The sequence below is a fragment of the Acetobacterium sp. UBA5834 genome, assembly GCF_002435675.1.
GTDB lineage: Bacteria > Bacillota > Clostridia > Eubacteriales > Eubacteriaceae > Acetobacterium > Acetobacterium wieringae.
The window spans coordinates 35,508-62,168 of record NZ_DJGY01000068.1; the positions used below are offsets into that span (position 1 = coordinate 35,508).

Annotated in this window: 29 protein-coding genes and 1 other annotated feature; all 29 genes read left to right on the forward strand. The window is 43.1% G+C overall.

The features are described from left to right. Positions 1–20 precede the first annotated feature (20 nt). Positions 21–401, forward strand: coding sequence for an iron-sulfur cluster assembly scaffold protein (locus tag B3F51_RS13810; protein WP_070371069.1), 381 nt, complete (start codon positions 21–23; stop codon positions 399–401). Between the two features lie 74 nt (positions 402–475). Beyond that, on the forward strand, positions 476–1,111 hold the full coding sequence (locus B3F51_RS13815) for an acetolactate decarboxylase (RefSeq protein ID WP_286947668.1): 636 nt from the start codon (positions 476–478) through the stop codon (positions 1,109–1,111). A 109-nt stretch (positions 1,112–1,220) separates the two neighbouring features. After that, positions 1,221–1,748: a hypothetical protein gene (locus tag B3F51_RS13820; protein WP_286947670.1), complete on the forward strand. Its 528-nt coding sequence runs from the start codon at positions 1,221–1,223 to the stop codon at positions 1,746–1,748. Then, the gene (locus B3F51_RS13825) at positions 1,748–2,821 is read left to right on the forward strand and encodes an AI-2E family transporter (RefSeq protein ID WP_286947672.1); all 1,074 of its coding nucleotides are present in this window, start codon (positions 1,748–1,750) and stop codon (positions 2,819–2,821) included. Before B3F51_RS13820 ends, B3F51_RS13825 begins: the two co-directional genes overlap by 1 nt. A gap of 44 nt (positions 2,822–2,865) precedes the next feature. Then, positions 2,866–3,093 (forward strand) — a binding site (T-box leader). A gap of 89 nt (positions 3,094–3,182) precedes the next feature. Next, positions 3,183–5,822 (forward strand): alanine--tRNA ligase, encoded by a 2,640-nt coding sequence (gene alaS, locus B3F51_RS13830; RefSeq protein ID WP_286947674.1) that lies wholly within the window; start codon positions 3,183–3,185, stop codon positions 5,820–5,822. A gap of 112 nt (positions 5,823–5,934) precedes the next feature. Next, positions 5,935–6,186 (forward strand): IreB family regulatory phosphoprotein, encoded by a 252-nt coding sequence (locus tag B3F51_RS13835; protein ID WP_026396169.1) that lies wholly within the window; start codon positions 5,935–5,937, stop codon positions 6,184–6,186. A 113-nt stretch (positions 6,187–6,299) separates the two neighbouring features. Continuing rightward, positions 6,300–7,244 (forward strand): aldo/keto reductase, encoded by a 945-nt coding sequence (locus B3F51_RS13840; RefSeq protein ID WP_070371064.1) that lies wholly within the window; start codon positions 6,300–6,302, stop codon positions 7,242–7,244. Positions 7,245–7,273: 29 nt separating this feature from the next. After that, positions 7,274–7,690, forward strand: coding sequence for a Holliday junction resolvase RuvX (gene ruvX, locus B3F51_RS13845; RefSeq protein ID WP_070371063.1), 417 nt, complete (start codon positions 7,274–7,276; stop codon positions 7,688–7,690). Between the two features lie 85 nt (positions 7,691–7,775). After that, entirely contained in the window at positions 7,776–8,057 is a 282-nt protein-coding gene (locus B3F51_RS13850; RefSeq protein ID WP_070371104.1) for a DUF1292 domain-containing protein, read from the forward strand. Then, entirely contained in the window at positions 8,038–8,748 is a 711-nt protein-coding gene (gene sfsA, locus B3F51_RS13855) for a DNA/RNA nuclease SfsA (protein WP_286947676.1), read from the forward strand. Before B3F51_RS13850 ends, sfsA begins: the two co-directional genes overlap by 20 nt. Positions 8,749–8,753: 5 nt before the next feature. Beyond that, positions 8,754–9,212, forward strand: a complete 459-nt coding sequence (locus B3F51_RS13860; RefSeq protein WP_286947678.1) for a Fur family transcriptional regulator — start codon at positions 8,754–8,756, stop codon at positions 9,210–9,212. A 34-nt stretch (positions 9,213–9,246) separates the two neighbouring features. Next, complete coding sequence (locus B3F51_RS13865) at positions 9,247–10,944, forward strand: ribonuclease J (RefSeq protein WP_070371102.1); 1,698 nt, start codon at positions 9,247–9,249, stop codon at positions 10,942–10,944. A gap of 69 nt (positions 10,945–11,013) precedes the next feature. Next, positions 11,014–11,382, forward strand: a complete 369-nt coding sequence (locus B3F51_RS13870; RefSeq protein WP_070371061.1) for a YlbF family regulator — start codon at positions 11,014–11,016, stop codon at positions 11,380–11,382. A gap of 102 nt (positions 11,383–11,484) precedes the next feature. Continuing rightward, a complete protein-coding gene (mltG, locus tag B3F51_RS13875) occupies positions 11,485–12,564 on the forward strand; it encodes an endolytic transglycosylase MltG (RefSeq protein ID WP_286947680.1) in 1,080 nt (359 codons plus the stop codon). 66 nt (positions 12,565–12,630) lie between these two features. After that, the gene (locus B3F51_RS13880) at positions 12,631–13,290 is read left to right on the forward strand and encodes an O-methyltransferase (protein WP_070371059.1); all 660 of its coding nucleotides are present in this window, start codon (positions 12,631–12,633) and stop codon (positions 13,288–13,290) included. Between the two features lie 52 nt (positions 13,291–13,342). Next, the gene (locus B3F51_RS13885) at positions 13,343–14,572 is read left to right on the forward strand and encodes a peptidase U32 family protein (protein ID WP_286947683.1); all 1,230 of its coding nucleotides are present in this window, start codon (positions 13,343–13,345) and stop codon (positions 14,570–14,572) included. Between the two features lie 253 nt (positions 14,573–14,825). Beyond that, positions 14,826–16,190: a cation:proton antiporter gene (locus B3F51_RS13890; protein ID WP_187389168.1), complete on the forward strand. Its 1,365-nt coding sequence runs from the start codon at positions 14,826–14,828 to the stop codon at positions 16,188–16,190. 129 nt (positions 16,191–16,319) lie between these two features. Next, positions 16,320–16,721 carry a hypothetical protein gene (locus tag B3F51_RS13895; protein ID WP_148636615.1) on the forward strand — a complete coding sequence of 134 codons (402 nt, stop codon included), beginning with the start codon at positions 16,320–16,322 and terminating at the stop codon, positions 16,719–16,721. Positions 16,722–16,898: 177 nt separating this feature from the next. Further along, positions 16,899–17,393: a LytR/AlgR family response regulator transcription factor gene (locus B3F51_RS13900; protein ID WP_243134730.1), complete on the forward strand. Its 495-nt coding sequence runs from the start codon at positions 16,899–16,901 to the stop codon at positions 17,391–17,393. 11 nt (positions 17,394–17,404) lie between these two features. Next, a complete protein-coding gene (locus tag B3F51_RS13905; protein ID WP_243134732.1) occupies positions 17,405–17,620 on the forward strand; it encodes a LytTR family DNA-binding domain-containing protein in 216 nt (71 codons plus the stop codon). Positions 17,621–17,751: 131 nt separating this feature from the next. After that, positions 17,752–18,324, forward strand: coding sequence for a DUF3267 domain-containing protein (locus tag B3F51_RS13910; RefSeq protein ID WP_263992726.1), 573 nt, complete (start codon positions 17,752–17,754; stop codon positions 18,322–18,324). Positions 18,325–18,342: 18 nt separating this feature from the next. Continuing rightward, the gene (locus B3F51_RS13915) at positions 18,343–18,879 is read left to right on the forward strand and encodes a hypothetical protein (RefSeq protein WP_228881015.1); all 537 of its coding nucleotides are present in this window, start codon (positions 18,343–18,345) and stop codon (positions 18,877–18,879) included. 101 nt (positions 18,880–18,980) lie between these two features. Further along, entirely contained in the window at positions 18,981–19,415 is a 435-nt protein-coding gene (locus B3F51_RS13920; RefSeq protein WP_148636618.1) for a hypothetical protein, read from the forward strand. A 60-nt stretch (positions 19,416–19,475) separates the two neighbouring features. Further along, on the forward strand, positions 19,476–19,934 hold the full coding sequence (locus tag B3F51_RS13925; protein ID WP_228881012.1) for a hypothetical protein: 459 nt from the start codon (positions 19,476–19,478) through the stop codon (positions 19,932–19,934). A gap of 141 nt (positions 19,935–20,075) precedes the next feature. Further along, positions 20,076–21,296, forward strand: a complete 1,221-nt coding sequence (locus B3F51_RS13930) for an exonuclease SbcCD subunit D (protein WP_250933496.1) — start codon at positions 20,076–20,078, stop codon at positions 21,294–21,296. Further along, positions 21,293–24,805: an AAA family ATPase gene (locus tag B3F51_RS13935; protein WP_286945498.1), complete on the forward strand. Its 3,513-nt coding sequence runs from the start codon at positions 21,293–21,295 to the stop codon at positions 24,803–24,805. The genes B3F51_RS13930 and B3F51_RS13935 overlap by 4 nt, the downstream gene beginning before the upstream one ends. A gap of 26 nt (positions 24,806–24,831) precedes the next feature. Continuing rightward, positions 24,832–25,512, forward strand: a complete 681-nt coding sequence (locus tag B3F51_RS13940) for a M48 family metallopeptidase (RefSeq protein WP_250933490.1) — start codon at positions 24,832–24,834, stop codon at positions 25,510–25,512. Positions 25,513–25,624: 112 nt separating this feature from the next. Continuing rightward, on the forward strand, positions 25,625–25,999 hold the full coding sequence (locus tag B3F51_RS13945; protein ID WP_286945495.1) for a GntR family transcriptional regulator: 375 nt from the start codon (positions 25,625–25,627) through the stop codon (positions 25,997–25,999). A gap of 1 nt (position 26,000) precedes the next feature. After that, positions 26,001–26,661 (forward strand): ABC transporter ATP-binding protein (locus tag B3F51_RS13950; protein WP_286947685.1); only part of this gene is annotated, 661 nt, incomplete at its 3' end.

Genomic DNA, 26,661 nt, shown 5'->3' on the forward strand with positions numbered 1-26,661 from the left:
ATAAATAAGGAGAAAATAAAATGGAATATACAGATGTAGTAATGGAGAATTTTACCTGTCCCAAACACGTGGGTGAGATTGAAGGAGCAAACGGTATTGGTCAGGTTGGCAGCCCTGCTTGTGGTGATATTATGAAAATCTTCCTGAAGATTAACGATGACGGTATCATCGAGGATGCGTCCTTTAAAACCTTTGGCTGCGGGGCTGCAGTAGCCAGTAGTAGCATGGCTACCGATATGATTATCGGTAAGAGTATTGAAGAAGCGGGAAAATTTAAAAACTCGGATGTCGTTGATGCCTTAGGCGGATTGCCTGCTGAAAAAATTCACTGTTCAGTGCTGGCAGCGGAAGCGATTCAGGCTGCGATTGAAGACTATCACAATAAAAAAGCACAACAATAGTCATATAGACGGCAAAGACGCAGTTTCTGTTACTGGAGACTGCGTCTTTCTTTTGAAAAAATGGAGGACTTCGCATGAGGAATAATAAACTATTTCAGGTTTCAACGCTGACGGCTTTTAAAAACAAAGGGTATGATGGAATAATCTCGATAAAAAAGATGTTAACCTTTGGCGACACCGGATTTGGCACGTTTGATAAACTCAATGGCGAAATGATTGTTGTCGATGGCGTGGTATATCGTGCGTTAGGAGATTGCTCCATTGAAGTGGCGGGTTTGGCAGACACAACACCTTTTGCAACCCTGGGTGCTTTGGGGAAATGTGAGGGTCAGATATTGGCAATAAACGGCGATATGATTTGTGCGGGTGAAAAGCTTAGTCACGCTATTGCCCATCCTGAAAACCCGATATTGGCCAGAATTTCAGGGGAATTTGAGAGTATTGAGATTCATGGAGTGTGGCCTCAGAAAAATCCGTATGAAGCACTGGAAAGAATTGTCAGTAATCAACCAGTACAAGTTCTAAAAAACATCAGCGGCTGCCTGGTAGGGATTTTTTGTCCGGCATCGGCTCAGGGTATGAACATGGTGGGTTGGCACTTTCATTTCCTTTCTGATGATAAAAAAATCGGCGGCCATGTCAATACTTTTAGCGCAAGGCATCTCAAAGTAGCCTTTAATGTAAAAGACGAATTGGCTATTATTAAATAGAAGTTGCATTAGAGTATCCTTTTGTTTATAAATAAAGAAAAATCGACATTGCCATAAAAAAAGTAATAGGGTAAAATAAACACAATGACAAAAAAGAAAGGAACATCAAATGAAAGCGAACATTTTACTCAATGTGGTAGTTATTTCTCAAAATAATGGCCGACGACATGGACTGGTTAAGAGTCTGGTGGTGGTGGATCACGTTGTGAAATATCTGGTAATCAATCCCGGAGGGATTCTCTCCAAGGCTCAATTTTTCAAACCAGAAAACATTGTCGACGTCAATTACAAACGGATGGTGATTGAAAACGAAAAAGACATTATCAAAGTCAACGGCAAAAAAGTGAAAGCGTATCTGGAAGAGGCTTTTCCACTGATGGATTATCAGGTCGTGGATACAAACGGGGAGGCTTTTGGGCACGTGGTCAATGCGACCATTGAAGATGATACATTTGCTATTACTGAATATGAAATTTCCCGAAGTTTTTTTGATGACATCGATCATGGCTTTGCGATCATTCCGGCCGCTGATCTGGTCTATAAGGATCAGGTCTTATATTACGAAAAAGAGATGTTTGATATCGGGTTTAAAAATCAGGGGACAGGCATCGCCAATAAATTGCTGGGGGTTAAATAATGGAAGATTCATCAAACAAAAAGAGATTGTTATTTCTTAACCTTATTGTCGTCGTTTTAATTGCGGCGCTGTGCTTTTTTATCTGGCCAACGCTGGCCGGAATGTTCGCACCCTTCTTTTTTGCGATTGTGTTGGCTTATCTGCTTAATCCACTGGTCAGGATTCTTGAAAATAAAGGGTTAAGCCGGGGCAGTTCGGTATTGATCGTGTTTTTTGCGGTTCTGGCACTGGTGATTGGCGCTTTCATGAGTTTTATTCCCAGTCTGATTACCAATATAGCCAGTATGATCAAGAGCATTCCAAGCTTTGTAACGCAGATGCAGACCTACATAACCAATCTATCGGACTATATTTCAAATTTTACTGGATATGATATTACTCAGTTTTTCAATCTGGAGCAAGTGTTGGGAAATGTCCTGCAGGGATTTGCAACAGCACTTCAGGGGATTTCGAATGCGCTGATTCAGAACAGTGGGCAGCTGATGAACATTATCATTGTTCCACTGGTGACCATTTTTCTGATGATCGATAAAGAATTCTTTATTAAGGGGATTATGTATCTGGTTCCACTACAGTATCGTAATAGTATGCTAAAAATGTGTTGTGATATTGATCTGGTCATTGGCGGTTTTATCAAGGGACAGGGTTTGACTTCGCTGATCGCTGGGATTGCCACCGGGATTGGAACTTTTTTTCTGGGACTCCCCTATGCCAGTATTATCGGCGTAATCGCCGGGGTTACCACGATGGTGCCTTATTTTGGACCAGCGGTGGGTACCATTGTGATTATGCTGCTGGTACTATTCACCAATCCAATGATGATGATTCCAATGTTGATTGTGATTGGCGTGGTTCAGGTAGTGTGCGGCAATTTTTTGGCACCAGCCCTGATGTCCGGCAATGTGGGGCTTCATCCGGTCTTTATTATTTTCTCAATCTTCTTTTTCGGCGCCATGTTTGGCGGTGTCGGGATGATTATGGCAGTGCCGATAATGGGTACGATTAAGGTAATTGGTGGTTATATTATTTCCTTATTTGCCTCAAAAGACGTCACGGATCTAAAAAAGGATTGACATTTAAATATGGAATTAATATAATCATCCTTACAGGTTAATATTAAAATGCATTGAGAACGAAGGCTCTAAATACAACCATTTCAGAGAGAGAGACGCGGCTGAAAGTCTTTTATCGTTGGTTTAGAGTTGCCCCGTTTGAGCAGCTGAAGAAGAAAGTCGTAATCCCATATTCGATCAGTATTTTCAGTCGGGAAACCGTTATTGATAAAGTGAGTTGCCGATTATTCGCAGCTAATTTGGGTGGTACCGCGGATCAAACCGTCCCTTGCAGATTTGCAGGGGATTTTTTGTTTTTAGACACTCCAGATTGCAAATCGGGATTTATAACCAGAGACTAAAATTAGAACAAGGAGAAAAAATGAAACCATTAGGATTAAATGAAATCAGAGAGAAATATCTGGCATTTTTTGAAGAAAAAGGACATTTGCGATTGAACAGTTTTCCGTTAGTGCCAATTAATGACAAGAGTCTGTTGTTGATCAACTCAGGGATGGCACCGCTGAAACCTTATTTTACTGGTGACGAAATACCACCACGAAATCGGGTGACGACCTGCCAGAAGTGTATTCGTACCCCGGATATTGAGAACGTCGGAAAAACGGCCAGACACGGAACCTTTTTTGAAATGTTGGGAAATTTTTCCTTTGGCGATTATTTCAAAAAAGAAGCGATTCCCTGGGCCTGGGAATTCTGTACCAGGGTCATGGAAATTCCGGAAGACAAAATCTGGATTACTATTTATCTGGATGACGATGAAGCCTTCAAAATCTGGAACGAAGAGGTCGGCATTCCTGAAGAAAAAATTGTCCGGATGGGAAAAGAAGATAATTTCTGGGAACATGGTCTGGGACCCTGCGGCCCCTGTTCGGAGCTTTATTTTGACCGTGGTGAAGAATATGGCTGTGACAGTCCCACCTGTGGGGTTGGTTGTGATTGTGACCGTTATGTTGAATTCTGGAACCTGGTTTTCACCCAGTTTGATAAAGATGAAGCCGGCAACTATAATCCGCTGCCAAAACCAAATATTGATACCGGAATGGGGCTGGAACGGTTAGCCGTCGTGATGCAGGGGGTTGGGACCATTTTCGAAATTGATACGGTTGGCCATGTGCTAAACTATATCTGTAAAAAAGCGGGCGTAAACTATGGCGATGATCCCCAGGATGACATCTCCATCCGGGTTATCACTGATCATATCCGTAGTGTCACCTTTATGATTGCTGATGGCGTCATGCCAGGAAATGAAGGCCGCGGCTATGTCTTGCGGCGATTGCTGCGCCGGGCAGTACGACACGGTAAATTGTTGGGAATCAAGGATCTTTTCCTTTATGATGTCGCCAAAGAAGCGATTCTAGTTTCAGAAGGTGCTTATCCCGAACTCAAAGAAAAACAGGATTTTATTCAAAAACTGATCCGTATTGAAGAAGAACGTTTTAAAGAAACCATCGATCAGGGTCTGGCACTGCTCAATAAGGAACTGGACAAAATTATTGAAATGGAAGAAACCGTCTTCCCCGGCGGCGGTGCCTTTAAACTTTACGATACCTATGGTTTTCCTTATGATCTGACGAAGGAAATTGTTGAAGAACGGGGCCTGACCATCATTGCCGAAGAATTTGAAAAAGAAATGCAGGCTCAGCGGGAACGAGCCCGACAGGATCGTCTCAATAACGATTTAGCAGTCTGGGCGGACGATCCCTTTAATCCTCTGGGTCCGGATGCGGTTAATACCTTTGTCGGCTATGATAACCTCGAAGCTGAAGGAACCATCTTAGGGCTCTATGTGAATGAAGCCCTGGTGGATGAAGCCAAGGCCGGAGATGAGGTGTTGGTATTACTTGATCAGACATCGTTTTATGCTGAAAGTGGCGGACAAACTGGCGATCATGGCGTGATCCAAAAAGGCGATGGTTTAATTGAAATCCGTGATTGTAAAAAAGGCAGCCTGAGCCGCCATATTCATTCAGGGATCGTTAAATCGGGAACCTTTAAGGTTGGCGAAAGTGTCATTACCGAGGTTAATAAAGAATTAAGAGATGCGGTACAGCGAAACCACACCTCCACCCACTTATTGCACAAAGCCTTAAAACAGGTCTTAGGTGATCATGTCGAACAGGCCGGATCGTTTGTATCACCGGATCGTTTACGTTTTGACTTCAACCATTTCCAGGCGATGACCCGGGATGAAAAACGACAGGTGGAAGATATTGTTAACACCGCTATTTTAGCAGCTTATGATGTCTCGATTTTTGAAACCAATATTGACAAGGCCAAAGAACTGGGAGCAACCGCTTTATTTGGCGAGAAATATGGTGAGATTGTCCGGGTTGTCAAGGTTGGTGATTTCAGTACCGAACTTTGCGGCGGCTGTCATATCAGTAATTCAGCCAAGGTGGGGATGTTTAAGATCATCAGTGAAGGCGGTGTAGCAGCCGGTGTCCGTCGAATTGAAGCGGCAACCGGTTTTAACGCCTGGCATCTGGTCGAAAAAATGGACGACACCCTGATTGAGGTGTCCAACTTGATGAAAACCAATCCCGATCAATTGTTGGAAAAAGTAACGGAACTGGCTGAAACCAACAAACAGAAGGAACGAACCATTGCCGAACTGAAACAAAAATTTGCCGGCAATGCGATTATGGATATTCACCAGAAAATGGAGATCATCAGTGGTGTTCAGGTGACCATTGCTGAAGTGGAAAAAATGCCCATGGAAGAGCTACGAACCATCGGGGATTTATTAAAAGATCGAATGGGCTCCGGGGTTGTCTTGTTGGGCAGTGCGCTGGATGGTAAGGTTAATTTTGTTGCAACAGCTACTCCGGACATCGTTAAACGCGGCTTCCACGCTGGTAAAGTCATTAAAGAAGTGGCGACAATCGCTGGCGGAGGTGGTGGAGGACGCCCGGATATGGCGCAGGCTGGGGGGAAACTACCAGAAAAACTGGCAGAATCCTTGTCAAAGGGTGAGGCCTGCATTCGGGAGCAGTTGAATTAATTTATTAAGAAAAAGAAAAATTACGTCATATGACTTGTCTTTTCTTTTACGATGGGTTAAAATGATATAAATTGATTGTGAAGGAGGTCAGATGACAATGGGAGAAAATACGGTGATTGATCGAGGAACCATTATGTTTGAGGTCGATAGCGAAAAGTCTCAGAAGATCGACGAAGTGATGCGCAATGTACATAAGGCTCTAGTTGAAAAAGGGTATAACCCCGTCAATCAAATTGTAGGTTATGTCATGTCAGGAGATCCGACCTATATCACAAGTCACAGAGAAGCGCGAAATGCCATACAGAAAATTGAGCGGGATGAGTTACTCGAAGAACTTGTACGACGTTACTTAAAAAGTATTTAGTAGGCTGAAAATTTGGGGCTGTCTCAACCGAGGCAGTCCTATTTTGTTTTGCTTAGGTTAAGGAAAACAAAGGCGCACAAACATTAAGCTTGTGGTTAGGAAACGATTTGCAGATGAAAATGAATACGCTTGGTAATACCGGCATTATGGTATCGCGAATGTGCTTTGGTAGCTTGACCATAGGTCCCCTTCAGAAGAACAAACCCCTTCGGGAGAGTCGGGAAATCATCGCTGCCGCCTTAGATGGTGGCGTGAATTTCTTTGATACCGCCGATCTCTATAATAATTATGATCACTTGCGGCAGGCAATTCAGATGCAGCATGAGGTGGTGATTGCTACAAAGTCCTATGACTATACAGCAGTTGGGGTCCAGAAAAGTCTTCATCGGGCCCTGACTGAGTTGGGTCGCGATTATATTGATCTTTACCTGCTCCATGAGCAGGAAAGTCGCAAAACCATCGAAGGTCATTGGGAAGCCATCGAGGCGTTGATTGCTGCAAGACAGGCGGGAAAAGTCAGAGCCATTGGGATTTCCACCCATCGGGTGGAAGGTGTTTCTGGGGCCAGTCTTTTTCCCGAATTGGAGGTGATTCATCCACTGATCAATTTGACTGGTATCGGTATTGAAGATGGAACGACGGATGAAATGGTCGCCGCCATTCATCAGGCCAAAATCCTGGGGAAGGGCATTTATGGGATGAAGCCATTAGGTGGCGGGAATTTGCTTTCTCAAAAACAGGCCAGTTTTGAGTTTGTTTTAAATTTAAGCGATCTGGATGCCATTGCCATTGGGGTTCAATCAGTTGACGAAGTGCAGTATAATGTAAAAAAATTTAACGGTGAAGTGATACCCGAAGGGTTGGAGAGTGCGGTTGCCAGTGCTCCCAAAAAGCTGCATATCAGTGACTGGTGCAGCGGTTGCGGGGAATGTGTGCGGCGTTGTAACCAGCAGGCCCTGAGCGTAGCGGATGGCAAAGCTCGGGTGGATCAAAAGAAATGTGTGCTTTGTTGCTATTGCAGTGCTGCTTGCAGAGATTTTTGTATTAAGGTGATTTAAACAGCCAAAATAAACAGATGGGATTATGAATGGAAAGAATTTTAGGAATTGATGTCGGCGACAAACGGATTGGGGTGGCTGTGACGGACCCCTTACAGATTACTGCCCAGGGGGTGATGACCCTTAAGCGAAAGACCCGGGATGATGATTTAGAAGCGTTTCGTGACCTCATTGCCAGATATGAGATCAAAAAAGTAGTAGCCGGACTGCCCCTGAATATGGATGGTTCAGAATCGGCTCAAACCCGAAAAACAATAAACTTTTGTCAGTTTATCAAGAAACGGCTGAAGATTGAAATCATCTACATTGATGAACGATTAACCTCATCCTGGTCTGAAAAAGTGCTGATTGAAGGTAACGTTTCCCGGGAGAACCGCAAAGACTACATTGATATGCTGGCTGCCCAGATGATCCTCCAATCCTATATGGATCGGGCCGTTAAATAGTTCATAAATAATGGATTGTTTAAGCATAAAAAGGTATAATTACAAGATTATGAACGAAAAAAATAAAGTTGAAAGAGAAGTTGATATGGAAGAAAAAATTATTTTAGAAGATGAAAATGGCGTTGCAAGAGAGTTTGATTTAGAGATTTCATTTCCGCTCGGCGAAAAGACCTATGTGCTGTTAACCGAAGGTGAAGAAAGTGATGATGTTTTTGCTTTCTTTATCGATGAAGACGAAGAAGGAGAAATTCTGGTTCCGGTTGAAGATGAAGCAGAATTTGCTTTAATTGAAGCGGAATATGATCGCATTATGGACGAAGAATACGAAGATTTTGAGGAAGACGAAGATGAAGGTGAAGTTGAGTAAATATCCCCTTGTAAGTGGGATATTTCTTAGCCGACCCAATCGGTTTATTGCCAAGGTAATGATTAATCAGGAAGAGATCGTCGCTCATGTGCCCAATACCGGTCGCATGAGCGAGCTTCTTGTTTCTGGGGTACGGGCCATTTTGGCATGGAATCCGGCGCCGCATCGTAAAACCGACTATACCCTGTTGCTGGTCGAAAAAGATGGCCATTGGGTCTCGGTCAATTCGATGTTGGCTAACCAGATTGCCTACGAATTTTTAAACGCTCAAGCAGATGTTTCAGAACTCAAGCAAGAAGTAACCTACGGCAACAGTCGGTTTGACCTGGCCTGTCTTAAAGGTGGCGAATATGCCTATTACGAGGTCAAAAGCGTCAATCTGGTGGTGGATCAGATTGCCATGTTTCCCGATGCACCAACGGAGCGGGGATCTAAACACCTTGCCGAATTACTCAGGGCTCACCAGGAGGGTTACCATACCGGGGTTATTTTTGTTGTGCAACGCAATGATGCGAAATCGTTTCAACCGAACAAAAAAATGGATCCCAAATTTTCACGTTTATTGGGTCAATGTCATAGTCTGGGAATAGAGATCCGTGCGCTTTCCTGTGATATTGATGGAGTAAATATAGAAATGATCAGCGAGTTGCCTGTAACTGTTTTATCAGAAGAGACTGTAAAAGAGGTGTGACAACCATGAATAACCAAAAACAAATTGTGGATGCGCTCAGAAAAAGAGGGAACAAAGTAACCCCTCAGCGTCTGGTTGCCATTGAGGTTTTGATGACCTTCAGGGAGCAGCACTTTAGTGTTGAAGAATTATTTCAGGGTGTTAAACAGCGCAATCCTGATGTGGGAATGTCGACCATTTATCGAACGGTGCAAATATTGGAAGAAATGGGATTCATTACCAAACGTAACTTTGATGATGGCTTTGCTCGGTACGAACTCTGCGAGTTGGATGAAAAACACTGGCATCATCATTTAATTTGTTTAAAGTGCGGAAAGGTTATCGAAATGCAAGACGATTTCCTGGAAGTTCTGGAAAAAGAAATCGAAGAAAAGAAGGAGTTTATTATAATCAATCACGAACTTAAGGTGTACGGATACTGTTCGGATTGTTATGGAATAACGAAAGGAGAACAATTTGACTGAAAACAAAAACTTAATAACAACGGGGGCCCAACGACTGGAAGGTCGTTCACGATCCAGACGAAAACCTCAGGCTCAGAAAAACAAAGATAAGCTGAGATTAATACCACTAGGAGGCCTAGGTGAAATCGGGAAGAACTTAAACGTATTTGAGTACAAGGATGACATCATTCTTGTCGATTGCGGTCTCAAGTTTCCCGACGATGATATGTTCGGAATTGATATCGTCCTACCGGATTTTAACTACCTGATCGAAAATCAGGAAAAGATTAAAGGGGTCGTTATCACCCATGGCCATGAGGATCATATTGGGGGGCTGGTTTATCTCTTGAAAAAGATCAATATCCCCATTTATGCGACCAAATTCACTGTGGGCCTGATCGATAAAAAGCTGAAGGAACATGGCTTATTAACAAAAACTACCCGAATTATTGTTAAGCCCAAAGATCGGATTGATATTGGCGAATTTAATGTTGAGTTTATCCGGGTCAACCACAGTATCGCCGATGCTGTGGGACTTTGTATTAAATGTGCAGCAGCAACCGTTGTCCATACCGGTGATTTTAAAATTGATTATCATCCCATTGGCGGCGAAATAATCGACTTGCAGCGATTTGCCAAAATTGGTTCCCAGGGTGTGGATCTGCTGATGTCAGACAGTACCAATGTTGAAGGGGCTGGGTTTACACCCTCAGAAAGTACCGTGGGACCAACCTTGTATAATTTGTTTCGAGGAGCTAAAGGGAGAATTATCGTAACCACCTTTGCCTCCAATGTCCATCGTCTGCAACAGGTAATTGACGCTGCGGTTGAATATAATCGAAAAGTCATTATCTGTGGCCGAAGTATGGAAAACGTCACTGAAGTGGCCATGGATTTGGGATACATGAAAATACCACCCAATGTATTGGTTCAACTAAAAGACATCAAAAACTATAAGGACAAAGAACTGGTTATCATTACCACCGGTAGCCAGGGCGAGCCGATGGCAGCACTGGGAAGAATGGCATTGGGTGAGCACCGTCACCTGACCATAAAAAAAGAAGATATGGTTATTATTTCGGCATCACCAGTACCAGGAAACGAGAAAATGGTTTCTGAAGTGATTAATAAACTGGTGGAACTGGGATCGGATGTTGTTTACGGACGCTTTGCTGAAATCCACGTTTCTGGTCATGCCCGTCAGGAAGAATTAAAACTGATGATTACCTTGGTCAAGCCCAAGCACTTTCTTCCTGTCCATGGTGAAAGTCGGATGCTGATGCAGCATGCTGAGCTGGCCCAAAATGTGGGAATGAATAAAGAAAGAACCTTTATTGCTGAAAATGGCAATATTCTGGAAATTGATAAACGGAGTGTCCAGGTTGTCGGCAAAACTCAGGCGGAGCCGATTCTGGTTGATGGACTGGGTGTTGGTGATATCGGTAATATTGTTCTTAATGACCGGAAGCGATTGTCAGAAGATGGTCTTTTCATTGTAGTGTGCACGATGCATAAAGGCAAAGCGGTTTCAGGACCGGATATTATCTCCCGGGGCTTTGTTTATGTAAGAGAATCAGAAGAACTGATCAATAATGCCCGGGAAGAGGTCAAGAAAGCCTTGATATCTTGTGAAGAAAAGGGTATTATTGACTGGAATTCCATCAAAAATGTGATTCGGGAAAGCCTGTTTAAATATCTCTACGAAAAAACCCAAAGAAAACCGATGATATTGCCTATCTTGATGGAAGTATAAATTGAATCGGGTGATTGTTTAAAAAATTTGATAACAGTTACCACTATAATTTTAAATGAGGAGTAAGGTATGAATGTATATGATGAAGCCAACAATTTGGCACGAGCCCTGAAAGAATGCACCGAATACAAGAATTTTGTAGCGGCAAAAGAAAAACTGGAACAGGATCCGGAAAAATTTGAAATGGCCAAGGATTATATGCGCAGACAGATGGAAATTCAGTCCTTTCAAATGCTGGGCAATGAATTATCCGAAGAGCAGATCACGGCGTATAACACCTTAGCCAATACCATTATGGGCATTCCGGAAATTGCCGATTTTTTTCAGGCGCAAATGTATTTTTCCGTGATTTTTCAGGACATTACCGATATTATGGCAAAGGCTGTCGATCTGGGGATGCATCTGTTTGATTCCGAAGAAGAAGGCTGTGGCGCTTAAACAACCATTCAAATAGAAACAATTTTAAAAAGAATATAGGTGCCCACCTCTATCGCGGTCCTATATTCTTTTTATGGTTTTAGAAATGAAAGCAGGTGAACGATGCGTAATCGAAGCAATCAAACCAGACCCTCGTCCCGTAAAACGGGAAAACTTATTGCCATTATACTGTTATTATTAGTCGTTTTTGGCGCAACTGGGATATTCAGTTTTAATTATTTTATTGGTCAAATGTTAGAACCAGTAGGCGAAGGGGAGCTTGCCTATGTTCAAATTGACGATGGGGCCGTGATCAGTGATGTCGCCGAGACATTGGCAGAAAATAACCTGATCCGGGATGCTTTTGCCTTTGAAATGCTGGCCAAGAAAGAAAATACCGCCAACCAGATCCAATCGGGCTATTATACCTTCAGTCCCACCGAATCCGCTCAACAGATTTTAGACCGTCTGGTCAGCGGTGATGTCGCTGATGCTACCGTGACCATTCCGGAAGGCCGCAATATTTCTGAATTCGCCGAAATTTTAGAAGAAAAGAATGTCTGCGATGCCGATGCCTTTATTGAAGAAACAAAGAAAGTTGCCGAATATCAAAAAAATTATCCGATCCTCAGTAGCATTCCCCTGACTGAAAAAGATGGGGTGAGCCGCACTCTGGAGGGGTATCTCTTTCCTGATACCTATAGCTTTTCACCGGATACTGAGCCATCAGAAGTTGTAACCGCCATGTTGGATCGTTTTGTGGAGGTTTATGATCAGGACTATTTAAAACGAACCAAAGAAATGGGTAAAACCGTGGATGAGATTGTCATTATGGCGTCGATTGTGGAATTGGAAACCAAACTGGTTGAAGATAAAGCCAATGCCGCCAGTGTCTTTTACAACCGGATTGCTGCCAATATGCCGCTGCAGTCTGATATCACGGTGGATTATGCCCGGGGTGAAAAAACAGCCGTTTTAACCACTGAACAAACCCAATTTCCATCGCCCTATAATACCTATATCAATACCGGATTACCCTATGGACCGATTTGCTCTTTTGGCGAAACATCCCTGGAAGCGGCTTTGTACCCGGCTGAAACCAACTATTTATACTTTGTCGCTGATATGAATTCGGGAAAAATATATTTTAATGAAACCTATGAAGAACATCTTCAGGATGTGGAAAAATACATGGGGAATTAGTCAATAATGAAACAACCAGATGGCCCCGTAAAGGGGCCATTATTTTAGAAGATTGAAGGAAAAACAGTGAGTGAAATTGTACAAGATTATATTGAAGACTATCTGAGAGGATTAATTCCGGCAGATCGTCCCCAAATTGAAGAATTCCGCAAAAGAGCCATGGATGATGCGATTCCGATCATCCATAAAGAAGTGCAAAAACACATTGAACTATTGATCGCGGCTCAAAAAATTCGAACCATTCTGGAAGTTGGTACAGCCGTCGGGTTTTCGGCATCAATTTTTGCCCAAGCCATGGGTTCTTTGGGACAGGTGGATACCATTGAACGAAATTTAAATATGGTGGTTCAAGCCGACGAAAATATTACCAGTCTGGGACTGAAAAATCAGATTAATCTGATGGTCGGGGATGCTCAGGAAAAACTGGCCAAATTGGAGAAAACCTATGATATGATTTTTTTAGATGGCGCCAAAGGTCACTATATCCACTTGCTGGATGATTGTTTGCGGTGCTTAAAACCTGGTGGACTATTGATTTCTGACAATGTGCTGTTTAAAGGTATGATTGCCACCAATGAGCTGGTTATTCGCCGGAAAATAACTATCGTTAAACGGATGCGGGTGTATCTGGAAACCATCTCGAATCACCCCCAATTGATAACTAGCATCCTGCCCTTAGGAGACGGGTTGGCAATCAGCTGGAAAAAGAATATTGAAACGATTTAGTTATTATTAATAGGAAGAGAATTTAAACAAGAGTTAAAGAACGGAGAAACATATGAAAAAACCGGAACTATTAGCACCGGCAGGAAATTTTGAAAAATTGAAGTATGCCCTCCATTACGGTGCCGATGCAGTCTATTGCGCCGGCAAGAAATTTGGGCTCCGCGCTAAGGCGGACAACTTTGACAATGAAGAACTGGCAGAGGCTGTTGCGTATGTTCATGAACAGAATAAAAAAATTTATGTCACCTTGAACATGATTCCCCACAATGACGACCTGGTAGGTCTGCCCGACTATGTCAGTGAACTGCAGAGTCTCGGAATTGATGGCGTAATCGTGGCTGATCCCGGGGTTTTTTCGGTGGTTCGGGAAGTGGCGCCGGACTTAAAAATATCGGTGAGCACCCAAGCCAACAATACCAATTGGCGGAGTGTGGCATTCTGGCATGCCCAGGGCGCCAGACGGATTGTCCTGGCCCGGGAGCTGGGCCTTCGTGAAATCCGGGAAATCCGGGAACAGGTGGCGCCGGAAATGGAAATTGAAATATTTGTACACGGTGCGATGTGTATCTCCTATTCGGGACGTTGTCTGCTCAGTCATTACATGACTGGTCGAAATTCCAATCAGGGCGACTGTGCCCATCCCTGTCGGTGGAAGTATCACTTGATTGAAGAAACCCGGCCCGATGAAGCGTTTTCGATTGAAGAGGATGCCAGCGGTTCGTTTATTTTCAACTCCAAGGATTTATGTCTGATTGATGAAATTCCCGATCTGATGAAAGCCGGGGTCGATAGCTTTAAAATCGAAGGACGGATGAAAAGTCTTTATTATGTGGCGACGGTGGTGTCAGCCTATCGTAAGGCCATCGATTATTGTCTTGATCACCCCGGCGTAACTGAGCTTGATGCGAGCTATTATGAGGAGCTTACCAAGGTCAGTCACCGTAATTACACAAAGGGGTTTTATAGTGGCAAAACGACAGCGGCTGACCAGAATTACGGAACCGGCAGTTATACCCGGGCTTATGATTTTGTCGGTCTGGTGCTGGAATATAATGAGCGCACCGGCATGGCCCTGATTGAACAGCGCAACAAGGTGTCAATTGGTGATACGGTTGAGATTATGATTCCCGGAAAAGGTTTTATCAGCCAAACGATTACGATGATGACGGATGTCGAGGGTGCAGCCATTGAGTCGACGCCCCACCCTAAAATGCGTTATTATCTACAGATGTGCGCACCAGTTAAACCGATGGATATACTACGAAAACAGGACAAAGTTTGATAGAAAAATAACGAAAAAACAGCGTCTCGTTTACATAAAAAATCACGTAAAATTATTATAAAAAGCCATTGACACATCAATTTCAAAGTGCTATACTTCAGGAAGTTTCATAAGTATACTAGGTTAACATCAATAACCAGTTAGTATACTATTGTTTAGACTCGGACGTATCAAAGGTGATAACAAGGTGAGCCTATTTTGTTGTCGCCTTTTTTTTGCGCAAATTTTTTTGATGAATCAAAAGGAGAAAGAAATGTATAACTTTGATCAGTTGCTCATCCTGTTCAGCGCCCTGCTTTTATTAGTGGTTGTGTTTAGTTTTATTAATGAAAAAACAATAAAACTACCTTATGAAATCGGACTGGTTGTTTTTGGATTTATCTTTGTTGTGCTTTATATTATTGGCCGAAACCTGAATCTGGTTCATATCCCGATTGAGTTTTTAAATCTCTACCGGGAGTTTGACTTTACGGATTTCTTATTTAAAGGCGTTCTCTGCTTTATGCTCTTTAGTGGGGCTTCACGAATCGAATTTGGTGATTTCAAGGCAGATAAATTTTTAATTGGCAGTATGGCGGTAATTGGAACCCTGGTATCAACCGTTGTGTATGGACTACTGTTCTTTGGTTTGGGCTATCTGATTCATGTCAACATTACCTTTCTGGAAGCCTGTATTCTGGGAGCGATTGTGGCGCCAACCGATCCGATTTCGGCGATGAGTATTCTGGCCAAGGCGGGTTTACCCAAACGCATTGGCCTGATCATTGAAGGTGAAGCCTTGTTCAATGACGGGGTGGCCGTAGCGATTTTTGCAACCCTGCTGACGGCTTTAAAACTTTCGAGCAACAGTGTCTCCGTGATGAGTTTTACCTGGGGTCTGGCTACCGAAATTTTGGGGGCCGTAGCAGTCGGTTTTATCATCTCTTTTCTGTTGTTTGAAGTGTTTAAGCAGTCAAATGATAACTTTATCAAAATCTTTACCAGTATTTTAACGGTAATGCTGTCTTACCTGGTTTGTGAATACTTTTCGTTCTCGGGTCCCATCGCCGCCGTGATCTGTGGCCTTTACTATGCCACTGCCATTGCCGGACTGCAGCGAAATAATCATATCTGTATGACCGAGGAATTACGAGATTTATTCTATTCCTTCTGGTCAGTGGTCGATAATCTGCTAAACGGGATCTTATTTTTGCTAGTCGGGGTATTATTACTTAACATCAAAAACATCAATACCCTGTCAGTGGGGATGATCTTCACCATTGCCATTGGATCGATTCTTTTCAATACCATCGCCAGACTGGCGGGAGTCTATGCATCAATGATCTTTAATAAAAATCCGCCAAAGAGCAAGGGCATGCCAAACCATAGATTTATTGCCTTTATGACCTGGGCCGGATTAAAAGGCGGCTTGTGTCTAGCCTTGATTATGGGCACCAGTATCTCGCTGGCAACCCCAACCTATAACCTGTTTTTGGTCGCGACCTATGCCATTGTGCTGTTTACCACTGTGGTGCAGGGGTTATCCGTGGGTAAGGGCTATATTTGGCTCAGTGGCAATGGCAGTAAAGTCAAACCACAGAAGAAAAACGTCAAAGTTGCCGGCAGTGCGGTAAAATAAATTATCCAATGATAATTTGACTGGTGCAGCACGGTATTCCCGATTGGAGAGACAACCGCTACTTGTGAATAAGAGCAGAGCCGGTTATAATAAACAGAGAGCTTATCTTATTCGCAAAGTGGAGGAATCATGAGAATATATATTGCTGCATCATGGAAGCATCAGCATGCGGTTGAAATGCTGACTGATTTATTGGAAAGCCGGGGCCACACAATCCTGTCCTGGATCCGGGAAGGACGGCCGGAAGAAGCCTTTCTTTCGCAAAAAGAGCTGACGCATTTTATTGAGTCAGCTGAAGGAACACGGGTTTTTGATTTTTGTATCTCATCGGTTACCAGTGCCGACCTGATTATCTACGTCGGGCCATCCGGCTGTGATGCCTGGGCTGAAATCGGTGCGGCTTACGGCTCCAAAATTCCAATCTTTGGGCTGCTGGCCAAAGCTGAACAGGTGGGGCTGATGCGCCATATGATTAAAAACTGGTACAGCTCGATTTCGGAGTTGATGACCGCTGTGGATGCCATCAACTAATAAATAGACATTTTTACTATTGAAAGTGTTGACAGTACCAACGAACAAAAAATTGTTCGTTGGTACTGTTTTTTATTGCTTACAGTTTATAAATTCGCATTCATATTATTAGCACGGCTGGACAGTTGTTTTATTTTCCGGTAAAATGAGTTTATTGTCTAGAAAAGAGGTGCCAAAATGTTTAGAATCGGGATATGTGATGATAAAAAAGCCATCTGTTCTCAATTAGAAGGGATTATTTTAGAAAACCAAGGTATTTTTGTCGAGGAAATCGAAATTGATGTGTTTTATTCTGGTGAAAGACTGGCTGAGTTTATAAAACATGAACATGATTTTGATCTGGTCTTTCTGGACATTGAAATGGAAGGTCTAAATGGTCTTGAGCTGGGTCGGAAAATCCGCGAGGAGATGGATAATCAAACGATGCAGATTGTCTATGTGTCTGGGAAAGAAAATTATTATAAAGATCTTTTTGAAGTACGCCCGATGCATTTTCTTTCAAAACCCATTAATGCAGCAATGCTGATAAAAGACATTAATCTGGCAATGAAATTAAATGGCTGCCTGGGGGGCGTTTTCTGCTATCGAAAGGCAGCCGTGACATATAAGATTCCCATCAAAAATATACTCTATTTTCAAAGTGTGAATCGGAGATTAAGATCACCACGATAACGGGAGAAGATATGTTTTACGGCAAGCTAGGGGATATCTACCCCCAGCTAGAAGGTGATCAATTCATGAAGATTCACAAATCTTATCTGGTTAATTATGAACATGTCGTCACCTTTAAATATAATGAGGTCAGGATGTCAAATTCGGACTGTCTGCCAATTAGTCAGTTAAAGCGAAAAGAAATCAGAGCTTTGCAGCTGCGTTATGAGATCGAAAGGTTGGGGTAATGATACCGCTTTAAATTTGAATAAGAATCTTAGAACACTACAAAAAAATACATCAATTTCAACATAATCTCGCACAAATGAAAATGTGTGGTAGATTTAGGCCAGTAAAAGACATAAAAGGAGCCAGCATCATGAGATTTCTATTTGAAAAAATTCCGGAAAACAACGACTTTGATCCTGAGAATGAGGGTTATCATGCCATTGATGAGCCGAGTTTTTTAAAACGTTGTTTGATGTCAATTCCAGTTATTCTCATTTCCATGTTTATTATTGGGCTGATGTTAAAGATCCGGCTGGGAGCGGATTATCATTTGAGTATGATTGATAGTTTTCAAGATTTTGTGATTTTATTAGCCTTAGTGCCCATTCATGAAATGCTACATGTGATAGTTTTTCCAGATAAAATTTCATCAAGGGATATTTTTATTGGAACGTATAGAGGTGCTATTTACGCAACATATTTATGGGATATAAAAAAAGAAAGATTTTTATTGGGGTTTAATATTGCCGATCATTGTTTAACGGTTATACCCGTTCTTTTTTTAATGATCTCAAATATAAATTACCCACTTTTATCAAAAATTGCGATTATGAATATGGTTTTATCGAGTCTGGATGTCCTGTCATTTTATGGGATTTTGACCAAAATTCCGGCGAATGCAAAAATTCAAAATAAAGACTCGCGGTCATACTGGAGATTTTAATAGCGGAGGTGCTTGAAAATGAAAAAACAATATTATCTTGATTTAGGACTACTAATCATAATCCTGGGATTATCGGTTTACTTATTGTTTCAGGTTGATAACCCTATTGACACCATAATTTTGATTGGCTTTGCCGTCATCTTCTTCTATATCAATCTGAGATTTAGAATTATCTTTAAATATCCCTATGAGGGTAAGTTAAGTATTGGCAATTATTCCGGCTATTTTCAAATTCTGTTGGGAAAGCTGTTGTACATTATTGGTCTATTAAGTCTTACAAATGCGGATTTTGATAAGCCGCATCATTTAATTATCTACGGTTTTATTCCTATTATCTGGTATCTATCGATCTTCCACAATACGGCTTATATCTGTAACAATTATTTAATCTACAATTTTTCAAGGGTTATTGATATCAAGGATATTGACCGGTACGAGATGAAGAAAAAAACGTTGGATACATACTCTCTAGTTGTCCATTTGAAAAACAAAGAAGTGCTTAAACTGGGCCTGAATGATTTTAATTATCACAAATTAAAATTGCTGATTGAGTAATAAGAACTGCACCATACAGAATTATAAAAGGGGAGAAAAGTCTGCCCAGCCCTGGTTGCGGCAGTAGCAGACGGTGTTGTTCAGACAAGGAGAATGATGATATGAAGGAAAAAATGATAAACGTTGCTTTAATGATCGGGTATCTGCTATTTTTTATACTGATGGATACTTGGGTCATATCCATTCAGAACAGCTTTAATACGATGGAATCGCTGAGTTATGGTTTTTATTCAAGTCGTTTTTGGGGGATGATGCTGATTGGATTTTTTAAATGGTTTATGCTTGGCTTTCTACTGCATTTTATGTGTAAGAGTGGAAAGCTGCGACTTAAAGTTGATCTATTCTATGTTGTGATTGCGCTTATAGGTGCAGCGATATATTTTATGATACATCTAGGTATCCTTGTGCCAATGCCAGCGATTATTTATAGTGAAAAATCTATGACCCAATTAATATGCCTGATTCCGATTTTATCTGGATTCTTTATGTTTGAGAGTTTGTTTTCAGGTAGGTCGTCTACAAACACCGACCAATAAATTATAATAATGGATAGCTGAAAAATAGTGAAGCGTTTTTATAGAAAGGAAGCCCTTGTTTTGCGAATTTTAGAAAAGATTTATCCGTATCTGGTTATACCATCAGTGATAATCTATATAGGTATTATTGAAAAGGTGAAATTTGTAGTAAAGAATAGTCCGATCGATTCAAACTTTAATTCAACCTTGCCATTTTTTTTCAGTGATGGTTTTTTCTTTATGGCTATTACGCTACCTCTGATTAGCATGATGTTTGGAATGTTGTTAGAATTATTGACCAGAAAACCAGCAACACTTAAAATTAAAATAAACGGACCGTTTCTGATTATTGCATTTATTGTTGGCTTTTTATATTATATGCCTTACACACCGGCAGCTATTCTTTTCTCATATATGAATTTCAACTCGGCTTTGATTACAAATGCGCCAGCTTTCTATCTCATCCCGACCCTGGCTGGATTTTATTTGACAAGAGGCTTATTTGCTTCAAAAGAGAGTGCAATGACAAACTTTGATTAATGATTATACGCTTTAGCAGAACAATGGTGATAGAAGCACAATAACCTCTCGCTCCGGCATTGGCCGGAGCTTTTTTTAGTCTATACAAAAAAAAGCGGCTGTGGGATAATAAACAAAACGGATACGAGTGAGGACACCCAAATGAGAATATTACATACCGCCGATTGGCATTTAGGCAAAAATATTGAAGGTCATAGCCGGATGGATGAGCAGGCCTGCTTTCTGGCGGACTTTGTTAAAATCGTCAAAGACGAAAAAATAGATCTGCTGATCATCGCCGGGGATGTTTATGACAGCTATAATCCGCCAGCCCGGGCCGAGGAATTGTTTTATGAGACCTTAAAGCAATTGTCCGACGGTGGCAAACGGCTGATTCTGGTGATCGCCGGTAATCACGATAATCCCCAGCGGCTTGAAGCGCCGGGACCGTTGGCCCGGGATCATGGTATTCTGATGGCCGGAGTACCCAAAACGATCATCCCCACCGGGGCTTACGGCCAGCATCAGGTGGTGGCAGCGGGAGAAGGTTATGTGGAACTGGAGATCAACAGCGAGCGGGCCGTGATTCTGCTCTTGCCCTATCCCAGTGAAAAACGGCTCAATGAGGTTTTATATGATCTGACCACCGCCGAAGACGAAAATCAAAAGTCCTACAGTGATCGGATTCACAGCTATTTTTCGCAACTGGAGTGCCATTTCAGAGACGATACCATCAATCTGGTGACCACTCACATCTTTGCCATGGGCAGCGAGGAAGCCGGTTCAGAGCGAACCATTCAGCTGGGCGGCACCTATATTGTCGATGGCCAGTGCTTTCCCGAAAAAGCCCATTATATCGCATTGGGACACATTCATAAACCACAGGTAATTCCCGGTACCAATGGCCGGGGCCGCTATGCCGGGTCACCGATTCATTTTAACCGCCGGGAAATTGCCTACGGGAAAAAATGCATAATCGCTGAAATTGTTGTTAGCAATGGCGTTACAGTCAAAAATGAAATCAGTGAAATAGATCTGAAAGTATACAAGCCCATCGAAGTCTGGAAATGTGACAATGTCGATGATGCCATCGCCCGATGCGCGGCCAATGCGGATCGATCCTGCTGGGTTTATCTGGAAATTGAGACGGATCATTATATCCGGGAAGATGAAATCAAAAAAATGAAGGCCCATAAGAATGATATTCTGGAAGTAATCCCCCGGCTGACCACTTTAGAAACTGAGGCTAGCCTGGAAGCCTTGACAGAGAAATCCTTTGGCGATGTCTTTAAAGAATTTTACCGCCGGGAACGGGGCACCGAAGCCGATGATGAGGTGCTGGAACTGCTGCTGTCGCTGGTTGTTGAGGAGGATAAACAATGAGACCGATAAGGCTAAAAATTAAAGGCATTAACAGTTTTCAGGACGAACAGCAAATTGATTTTGAAACCCTGACCGAGGCGGGTATTTTTGGCATTTTTGGCCCTACCGGTAGCGGTAAATCGACGATTCTCGATGGCATTACCCTGGCGCTTTATGGCAAGCTGTCCCGCAACAGCTCCAATTACATCAATGTCAACGACGACAAGGCCAGTGTCGTCTATGAGTTTGTCATCGACGGTGCGGAGGAAAAAACCTATCAGGTCAGTCGGGAGTTTAAGCGCAATAAAAACGAAGGCATCAATCAGGGAAAATGCCAGTTATTGGAATTAAGACCGCAAGGGCCGCTGGTGTTGGCGGATAAAACCACCGAGGTGACCAATGCCTGCGAGGAAATCATTGGCCTGGGTCTGACCGATTTTACCCGAACCGTGGTGCTGCCCCAGGGTAAATTCAGCGATTTTCTGAAGCTGGAGGGCAAGCCCCGCCGGGATATGCTGGAGCGGCTGTTTAATTTGTCCAAATATGGGGATGATCTTGCCAATCGGCTCAAGTCCGAGCGGATCAGGGAAGTGGAAAAGCAAAACCAAATCCTCGGCAGCATGAATACCTATGAGGGTGTTACTCCGGAAGCGCTGGCCGAAAAAAAGCACAGTTATGAAGAAAATCAGCGCCAGCTTCAAACAAACCGGGAAAAGTTTAATACGCTCGATATCCAGTTGTTAGAAGCAAAAAAATTAATGGCCTTGCTGGCAGAGCAAAAAGATACCAAAGCAGCACTTACGGACCTGGAAGCGAGAAGTGCTGAAATAAAAAGCAAGGAACAGCAACTGCGGCTGGGAAAAAAGGCATTAGAGGTGCGTCCCTTTCTGGAAGCCTTTGAAACGCTAAAAACCCAGGTTGAAAGGGGTCGGCGCAGCTTGGCTGACAGCGAAGAAAAGCTGTCCCAATTGTTTGATGAAAAAGAGACATGTGAAAAAAGCTTTAATCAAACCGATACCTATAAAACCGAAAACCTCTTCAAATTTCAGAGCAAGCTGGAAAAGGTGGATGATGCCATTGGCTGGAAACAAGCTCAGCTGGCCCTGGATAAAGAAATTCGTGAGATGAATAAAAAAATGGATGAGGCGAATCATCAAAAAATCAACCTGGAAAATGACAAGACCAGGTTGCAGGAAGAACTGGAAAAAGAAAAAAAACAACTGATTGCCCAGCGACGGGAAGAAAAACAATGTCGGATCGAACCGGACTATCGCCAAAAAATCACCCGGGGGATGGCCGTTACCGAAGAAATAATCCGATTAAAAAATGAAATAGCGGACGATCAAATACGCCTTAATAAAAACCAGACTGAGATCAATACATTGCTTGAAAGCGAGAAGAACCTGGAAGCGCAGAAGCAGGTAAAAGAAGCCGAGCAAGCAGTTGTTGAGCAGGAGCTTATTGCTCTCGAAAAGGCCCGGCCAGCGAGCTGGGATAGTATCGGAAAGGAAAAGGAAGCGGCGCTTCACTGCCAGAATCTTTTTCTTAAACAACAACAGGCAAATGCAAGTATGATTGCGTTGGAAAGTCAGATCGATGCCCTGATTCAGACCATTGGGACAAAAAAGGCGGCGGAAAAGCTTTTAAAAGAAAAGATGGCAGCAGTGGAAGAAGAACTGATCCAGCTGGAAAACAAGAATTTCGGCCTTAAACTAAGAGAATTGTTAAAGGATGGAAAACCCTGCCCGGTTTGCGGCGCAACAAAACATCCTTTCGCCGAGGATCGGGATGAATCGGATGACGCCATTCGCAAGGCGGTGATAAAAAAAGCCCACCAGCAACAGGAGCAGGAATTAAGCGAACTGACTGCTGAAATTGCCCAGCTAACCGGCAGTTTCACCACCTTGGTTGAAAATCAGAAGCAGCTAAAAACTGAAATTGCCAGTCTTGGTGAAGCGATACCCGAAGGACAGCCGGAATTGCTGGTGGCTGCCAATACGAAGCGGAGTCAGGAACTGGAAGTTTGGGAAGAACGTTTAAAAAAGCTGGAAGCCCGAAATCAGGAGGCCAAAAACCAGTTACTGAAGCTGGAAGGGGATCTTAAAGAAAAAAACGCAAGTCGGGAAGCGCTACTGCTTCAGACCCGGGAATTGGAAGTGCTTAAAAGCAAAAAAGAAACAGCTTGTGCAGAGCTGGAGACAGAAGGGGCGGAATTAAGAAAGCAGCTCAAGGTTAATAAAGCTTATGATTTTTACGCCGCCAATGAAACCATAAAAAAGCTCGATCAGCGTCGCAGCGAATTGATGGATCATCTTGAAAAACTGGAAACGGCCGTTAATGACCAACAGCAACAGCTGGAAAAACAGAGTGAAGTCATTCATGGGGTCAACCGACAGGTTCAGGAATTTTTGCTGCTGATCGGCCAAAAGGCTCAGCAGTTTAAGGAAAAGAAAAGTGCCATTGAGGAAAAACTGGGAAAAGACTACCCATTGCCTGAGCTGGATGAACTGAAAAATAAGTTTCAAGGTAATATAAAATGGATCGAAAACGCCTGGAATACGGCCAGAACAAAGCTGGATGCGGCGCGGGAAGCCTACGAGAAAACACAGGAAATGGTAACCATTCAAAAAGCAAATCTGACAACGCTGGAAAGCCAATACGATATCACCGCGGCAGGGTTAAAAAAACAACTGATGGCGCATGGCTTTCTTGATTTGATCGCCGCTTTAAACGCCTGTATCCCGGATCAAACCATTAAAAATCTGGAAATGGAAATAGAGGGTTATCGTCAGAGTCACACCAAATTAGCGGGCAGGCTGGAAGATCTGAACCAGAAAATTAATGGCTGGGAAATGACCGATGTCGCCTATGCTGAGATTTGCTCGGTTCATCAGCGCCTGGAAGCAGATATCGAAACACAGAAAGTTCTGGATATCCGCTTAAAAACCAGTGTTGATGAGCTGGAAAAGCGACTGGCTGAATTGGCGAACTATTTAGAGCAAAAGGAACAGGTGGATCACCGGCTGGGTCTGATAGCTGATCTGGAAAAATTGTTTTCGGGCAAGCGATTTGTCGAATTTGTGGCCGTTTCCCGACTTAAGTACATCTCCATTGCGGCATCCAAACGGCTCACTGAGATCAGCAACGGTAATTACGGACTGGAAGCTGACGATGAGGGGAAATTCATTATCCGGGACTACAAAAATGGCGGCGCGGCCCGGGACGCCTCAACCCTGTCCGGTGGGGAAACCTTTCTGGCCTCATTAGCATTGGCGCTGGCGCTGTCCGCCGAAATCCAGTTAAAAGGACGGGCCCCGCTGGAATTTTTCTTTCTCGATGAGGGTTTTGGTTCGCTACATGAAGATGCCCTGGAGGTGGTGATGAATTCCATCGAAATGCTGCATAACGATCGCCTGAAGGTGGGGATCATCAGCCATGTGGAATCGATCAAGAACCGGATGCCGGTTAAATTGCTGATTACCCCCGGCGAAGCCGGAGTTGGTGGCAGCAAGGTGCGAATTGAAAAATAAATGGATTAAAATATAAAAGGACAACAATGACAAGGGATTATACAATCAAGTATTCAAAACGAAAAACGATGGGACTCTATATCACTAAGAACGCTGAAATTGAGGTGCGGGTTCCCAATGGAACCCCGCAGAAGGTCGTAGCGGATTTTGTAGCCCAGCACCAACATTGGATTGACACCCACCACGGGGCGGTGGCCCAACAGGTGACAGAGCGGGAGAATTTTGCATTGCGGTTTGGGGCCAAGCTCCTATTCCTGGGCCACGAATTTCCTCTGGAGCCAGTCGAAAAACCAGCTTTCGGTTTTGATGGCCAGCACTTTTATGCTTATGCCCAGATGTCGGCCGAGGAATTAAGAACCAGTCTGGTGGGTGTCTACCGAACGCTGGCAAAAAAGGTGCTCGGCGATATGGTAAAAGATCTGGCCAAACATATGGGATTAGAGCCCAAGGCTGTCAAAATAAACGGTGCCCGCACTCGTTGGGGTTCCTGCTCCAGAGCCGGTAATCTCAATTTTTCCTGGTATCTGGTGATGGCCGAAGAGGCCACCATTCGCTATGTGGTCGTCCACGAGCTGGCCCATCTGATTGAAATGAATCATTCCCCCAACTTCTGGCGAATCGTTGAGCAGGTACTCCCCAATTACAAATCGGAACGGGAAAAGCTGAAACTCCTCCAGAAAAAACTAAGCGTTCAGTGCTGGGAATAAGCGAGATCATCTCGCTTATTTTTTTTGATTAAAAACTTGACAGGTAAGGGAAAAGAGTTTATAGTGTATATATAGTATATATACACTAAGACAAGCGAAATGAGGTGGTAAGTTGAATATTGTCATTAGCAATTCCAGTGACAAACCGATTTATGAACAGATTGCCCAGCAAATCAAGAAGATGATTATCAGCGGTGAACTGAGTCCCGGTGAAGCGCTGCCAAGCATGCGCTTTCTGGCCAAGGAGCTGCGCATCAGTGTGATTACCACCAAGCGGGCCTACTCGGATCTGGAACGGGATGGCTTTATTGAAACCGTCACCGGTAAAGGCAGTTTTGTGGCCAACCAGAACTTATCATTTATCCGGGAAGAGCAACTGCGGCTGGCCGAGGAGTTTTTGCAGAAAGCGGTGGATATTGCCAGAAGCAGCGATATTTCCTGGGCCGAACTCAGTGAATTGTTAGAACTATTGTATAAGGGAGAATAACATGACGAATGCCATTGAAATTAAAAATTTAAACAAAAACTATCAGGATTTTCAACTCAAAGATGTCAGTTTTAAGGTGCCCAGAGGCAGTATTGTCGGCTTTATCGGTGAGAATGGCGCTGGTAAAACCACGACCATTAAAGCAATCCTGAATCTGATCAAACGGGATGGGGGAACCATTGAGATGCTGGGCATGGATAACCTAAAAGATGAGAAAAAAATAAAAGCGTCAGTCGGGGTTGTGATGGATGGTTGCAACTTCCACGATAATTTAAAAACGGGTGATATCTCAAAGATGCTGGCCAGCATCTATAAAAACTGGAATCAGAAATTGTATCAGCAGTATCTGAAAAAATTCAAGCTGCCGGAAAATAAGATCATCAAAGAATTTTCCCGGGGGATGAAAATGAAGCTGCAGATTGCGGTGGCGCTATCCCACGAACCGGAGCTGCTGATTTTAGACGAAGCCACCAGCGGGCTGGATCCGATTGTCCGGGAGGAAATCCTCGATGTCTTTATGGAGTTTATCCAGGATGAAGAACATGCCATTTTGATATCGTCCCATATTACCAGTGATCTCGATAAGATTGCGGACTATATTGTCTTTATTCACCAGGGCGAAATTCTGCTTGACGAAGAAAAAGAGACCCTGCTTTCCCAAA

Coding starts and splice junctions, on each gene's coding strand:
- B3F51_RS13810 (WP_070371069.1), top strand. CDS start 21: ATGGAATATACAGATGTAGTAATGGAGAATTTTACCTGTCCCAAACAC.
- B3F51_RS13815 (WP_286947668.1), top strand. CDS start 476: ATGAGGAATAATAAACTATTTCAGGTTTCAACGCTGACGGCTTTTAAA.
- B3F51_RS13820 (WP_286947670.1), top strand. CDS start 1,221: ATGAAAGCGAACATTTTACTCAATGTGGTAGTTATTTCTCAAAATAAT.
- B3F51_RS13825 (WP_286947672.1), top strand. CDS start 1,748: ATGGAAGATTCATCAAACAAAAAGAGATTGTTATTTCTTAACCTTATT.
- alaS (WP_286947674.1), top strand. CDS start 3,183: ATGAAACCATTAGGATTAAATGAAATCAGAGAGAAATATCTGGCATTT.
- B3F51_RS13840 (WP_070371064.1), top strand. CDS start 6,300: ATGAAAATGAATACGCTTGGTAATACCGGCATTATGGTATCGCGAATG.
- ruvX (WP_070371063.1), top strand. CDS start 7,274: ATGGAAAGAATTTTAGGAATTGATGTCGGCGACAAACGGATTGGGGTG.
- B3F51_RS13850 (WP_070371104.1), top strand. CDS start 7,776: ATGGAAGAAAAAATTATTTTAGAAGATGAAAATGGCGTTGCAAGAGAG.
- sfsA (WP_286947676.1), top strand. CDS start 8,038: ATGAAGGTGAAGTTGAGTAAATATCCCCTTGTAAGTGGGATATTTCTT.
- B3F51_RS13860 (WP_286947678.1), top strand. CDS start 8,754: ATGAATAACCAAAAACAAATTGTGGATGCGCTCAGAAAAAGAGGGAAC.
- B3F51_RS13870 (WP_070371061.1), top strand. CDS start 11,014: ATGAATGTATATGATGAAGCCAACAATTTGGCACGAGCCCTGAAAGAA.
- mltG (WP_286947680.1), top strand. CDS start 11,485: ATGCGTAATCGAAGCAATCAAACCAGACCCTCGTCCCGTAAAACGGGA.
- B3F51_RS13885 (WP_286947683.1), top strand. CDS start 13,343: ATGAAAAAACCGGAACTATTAGCACCGGCAGGAAATTTTGAAAAATTG.
- B3F51_RS13890 (WP_187389168.1), top strand. CDS start 14,826: ATGTATAACTTTGATCAGTTGCTCATCCTGTTCAGCGCCCTGCTTTTA.
- B3F51_RS13895 (WP_148636615.1), top strand. CDS start 16,320: ATGAGAATATATATTGCTGCATCATGGAAGCATCAGCATGCGGTTGAA.
- B3F51_RS13900 (WP_243134730.1), top strand. CDS start 16,899: ATGTTTAGAATCGGGATATGTGATGATAAAAAAGCCATCTGTTCTCAA.
- B3F51_RS13905 (WP_243134732.1), top strand. CDS start 17,405: ATGTTTTACGGCAAGCTAGGGGATATCTACCCCCAGCTAGAAGGTGAT.
- B3F51_RS13910 (WP_263992726.1), top strand. CDS start 17,752: ATGAGATTTCTATTTGAAAAAATTCCGGAAAACAACGACTTTGATCCT.
- B3F51_RS13915 (WP_228881015.1), top strand. CDS start 18,343: ATGAAAAAACAATATTATCTTGATTTAGGACTACTAATCATAATCCTG.
- B3F51_RS13920 (WP_148636618.1), top strand. CDS start 18,981: ATGAAGGAAAAAATGATAAACGTTGCTTTAATGATCGGGTATCTGCTA.
- B3F51_RS13930 (WP_250933496.1), top strand. CDS start 20,076: ATGAGAATATTACATACCGCCGATTGGCATTTAGGCAAAAATATTGAA.
- B3F51_RS13935 (WP_286945498.1), top strand. CDS start 21,293: ATGAGACCGATAAGGCTAAAAATTAAAGGCATTAACAGTTTTCAGGAC.
- B3F51_RS13940 (WP_250933490.1), top strand. CDS start 24,832: ATGACAAGGGATTATACAATCAAGTATTCAAAACGAAAAACGATGGGA.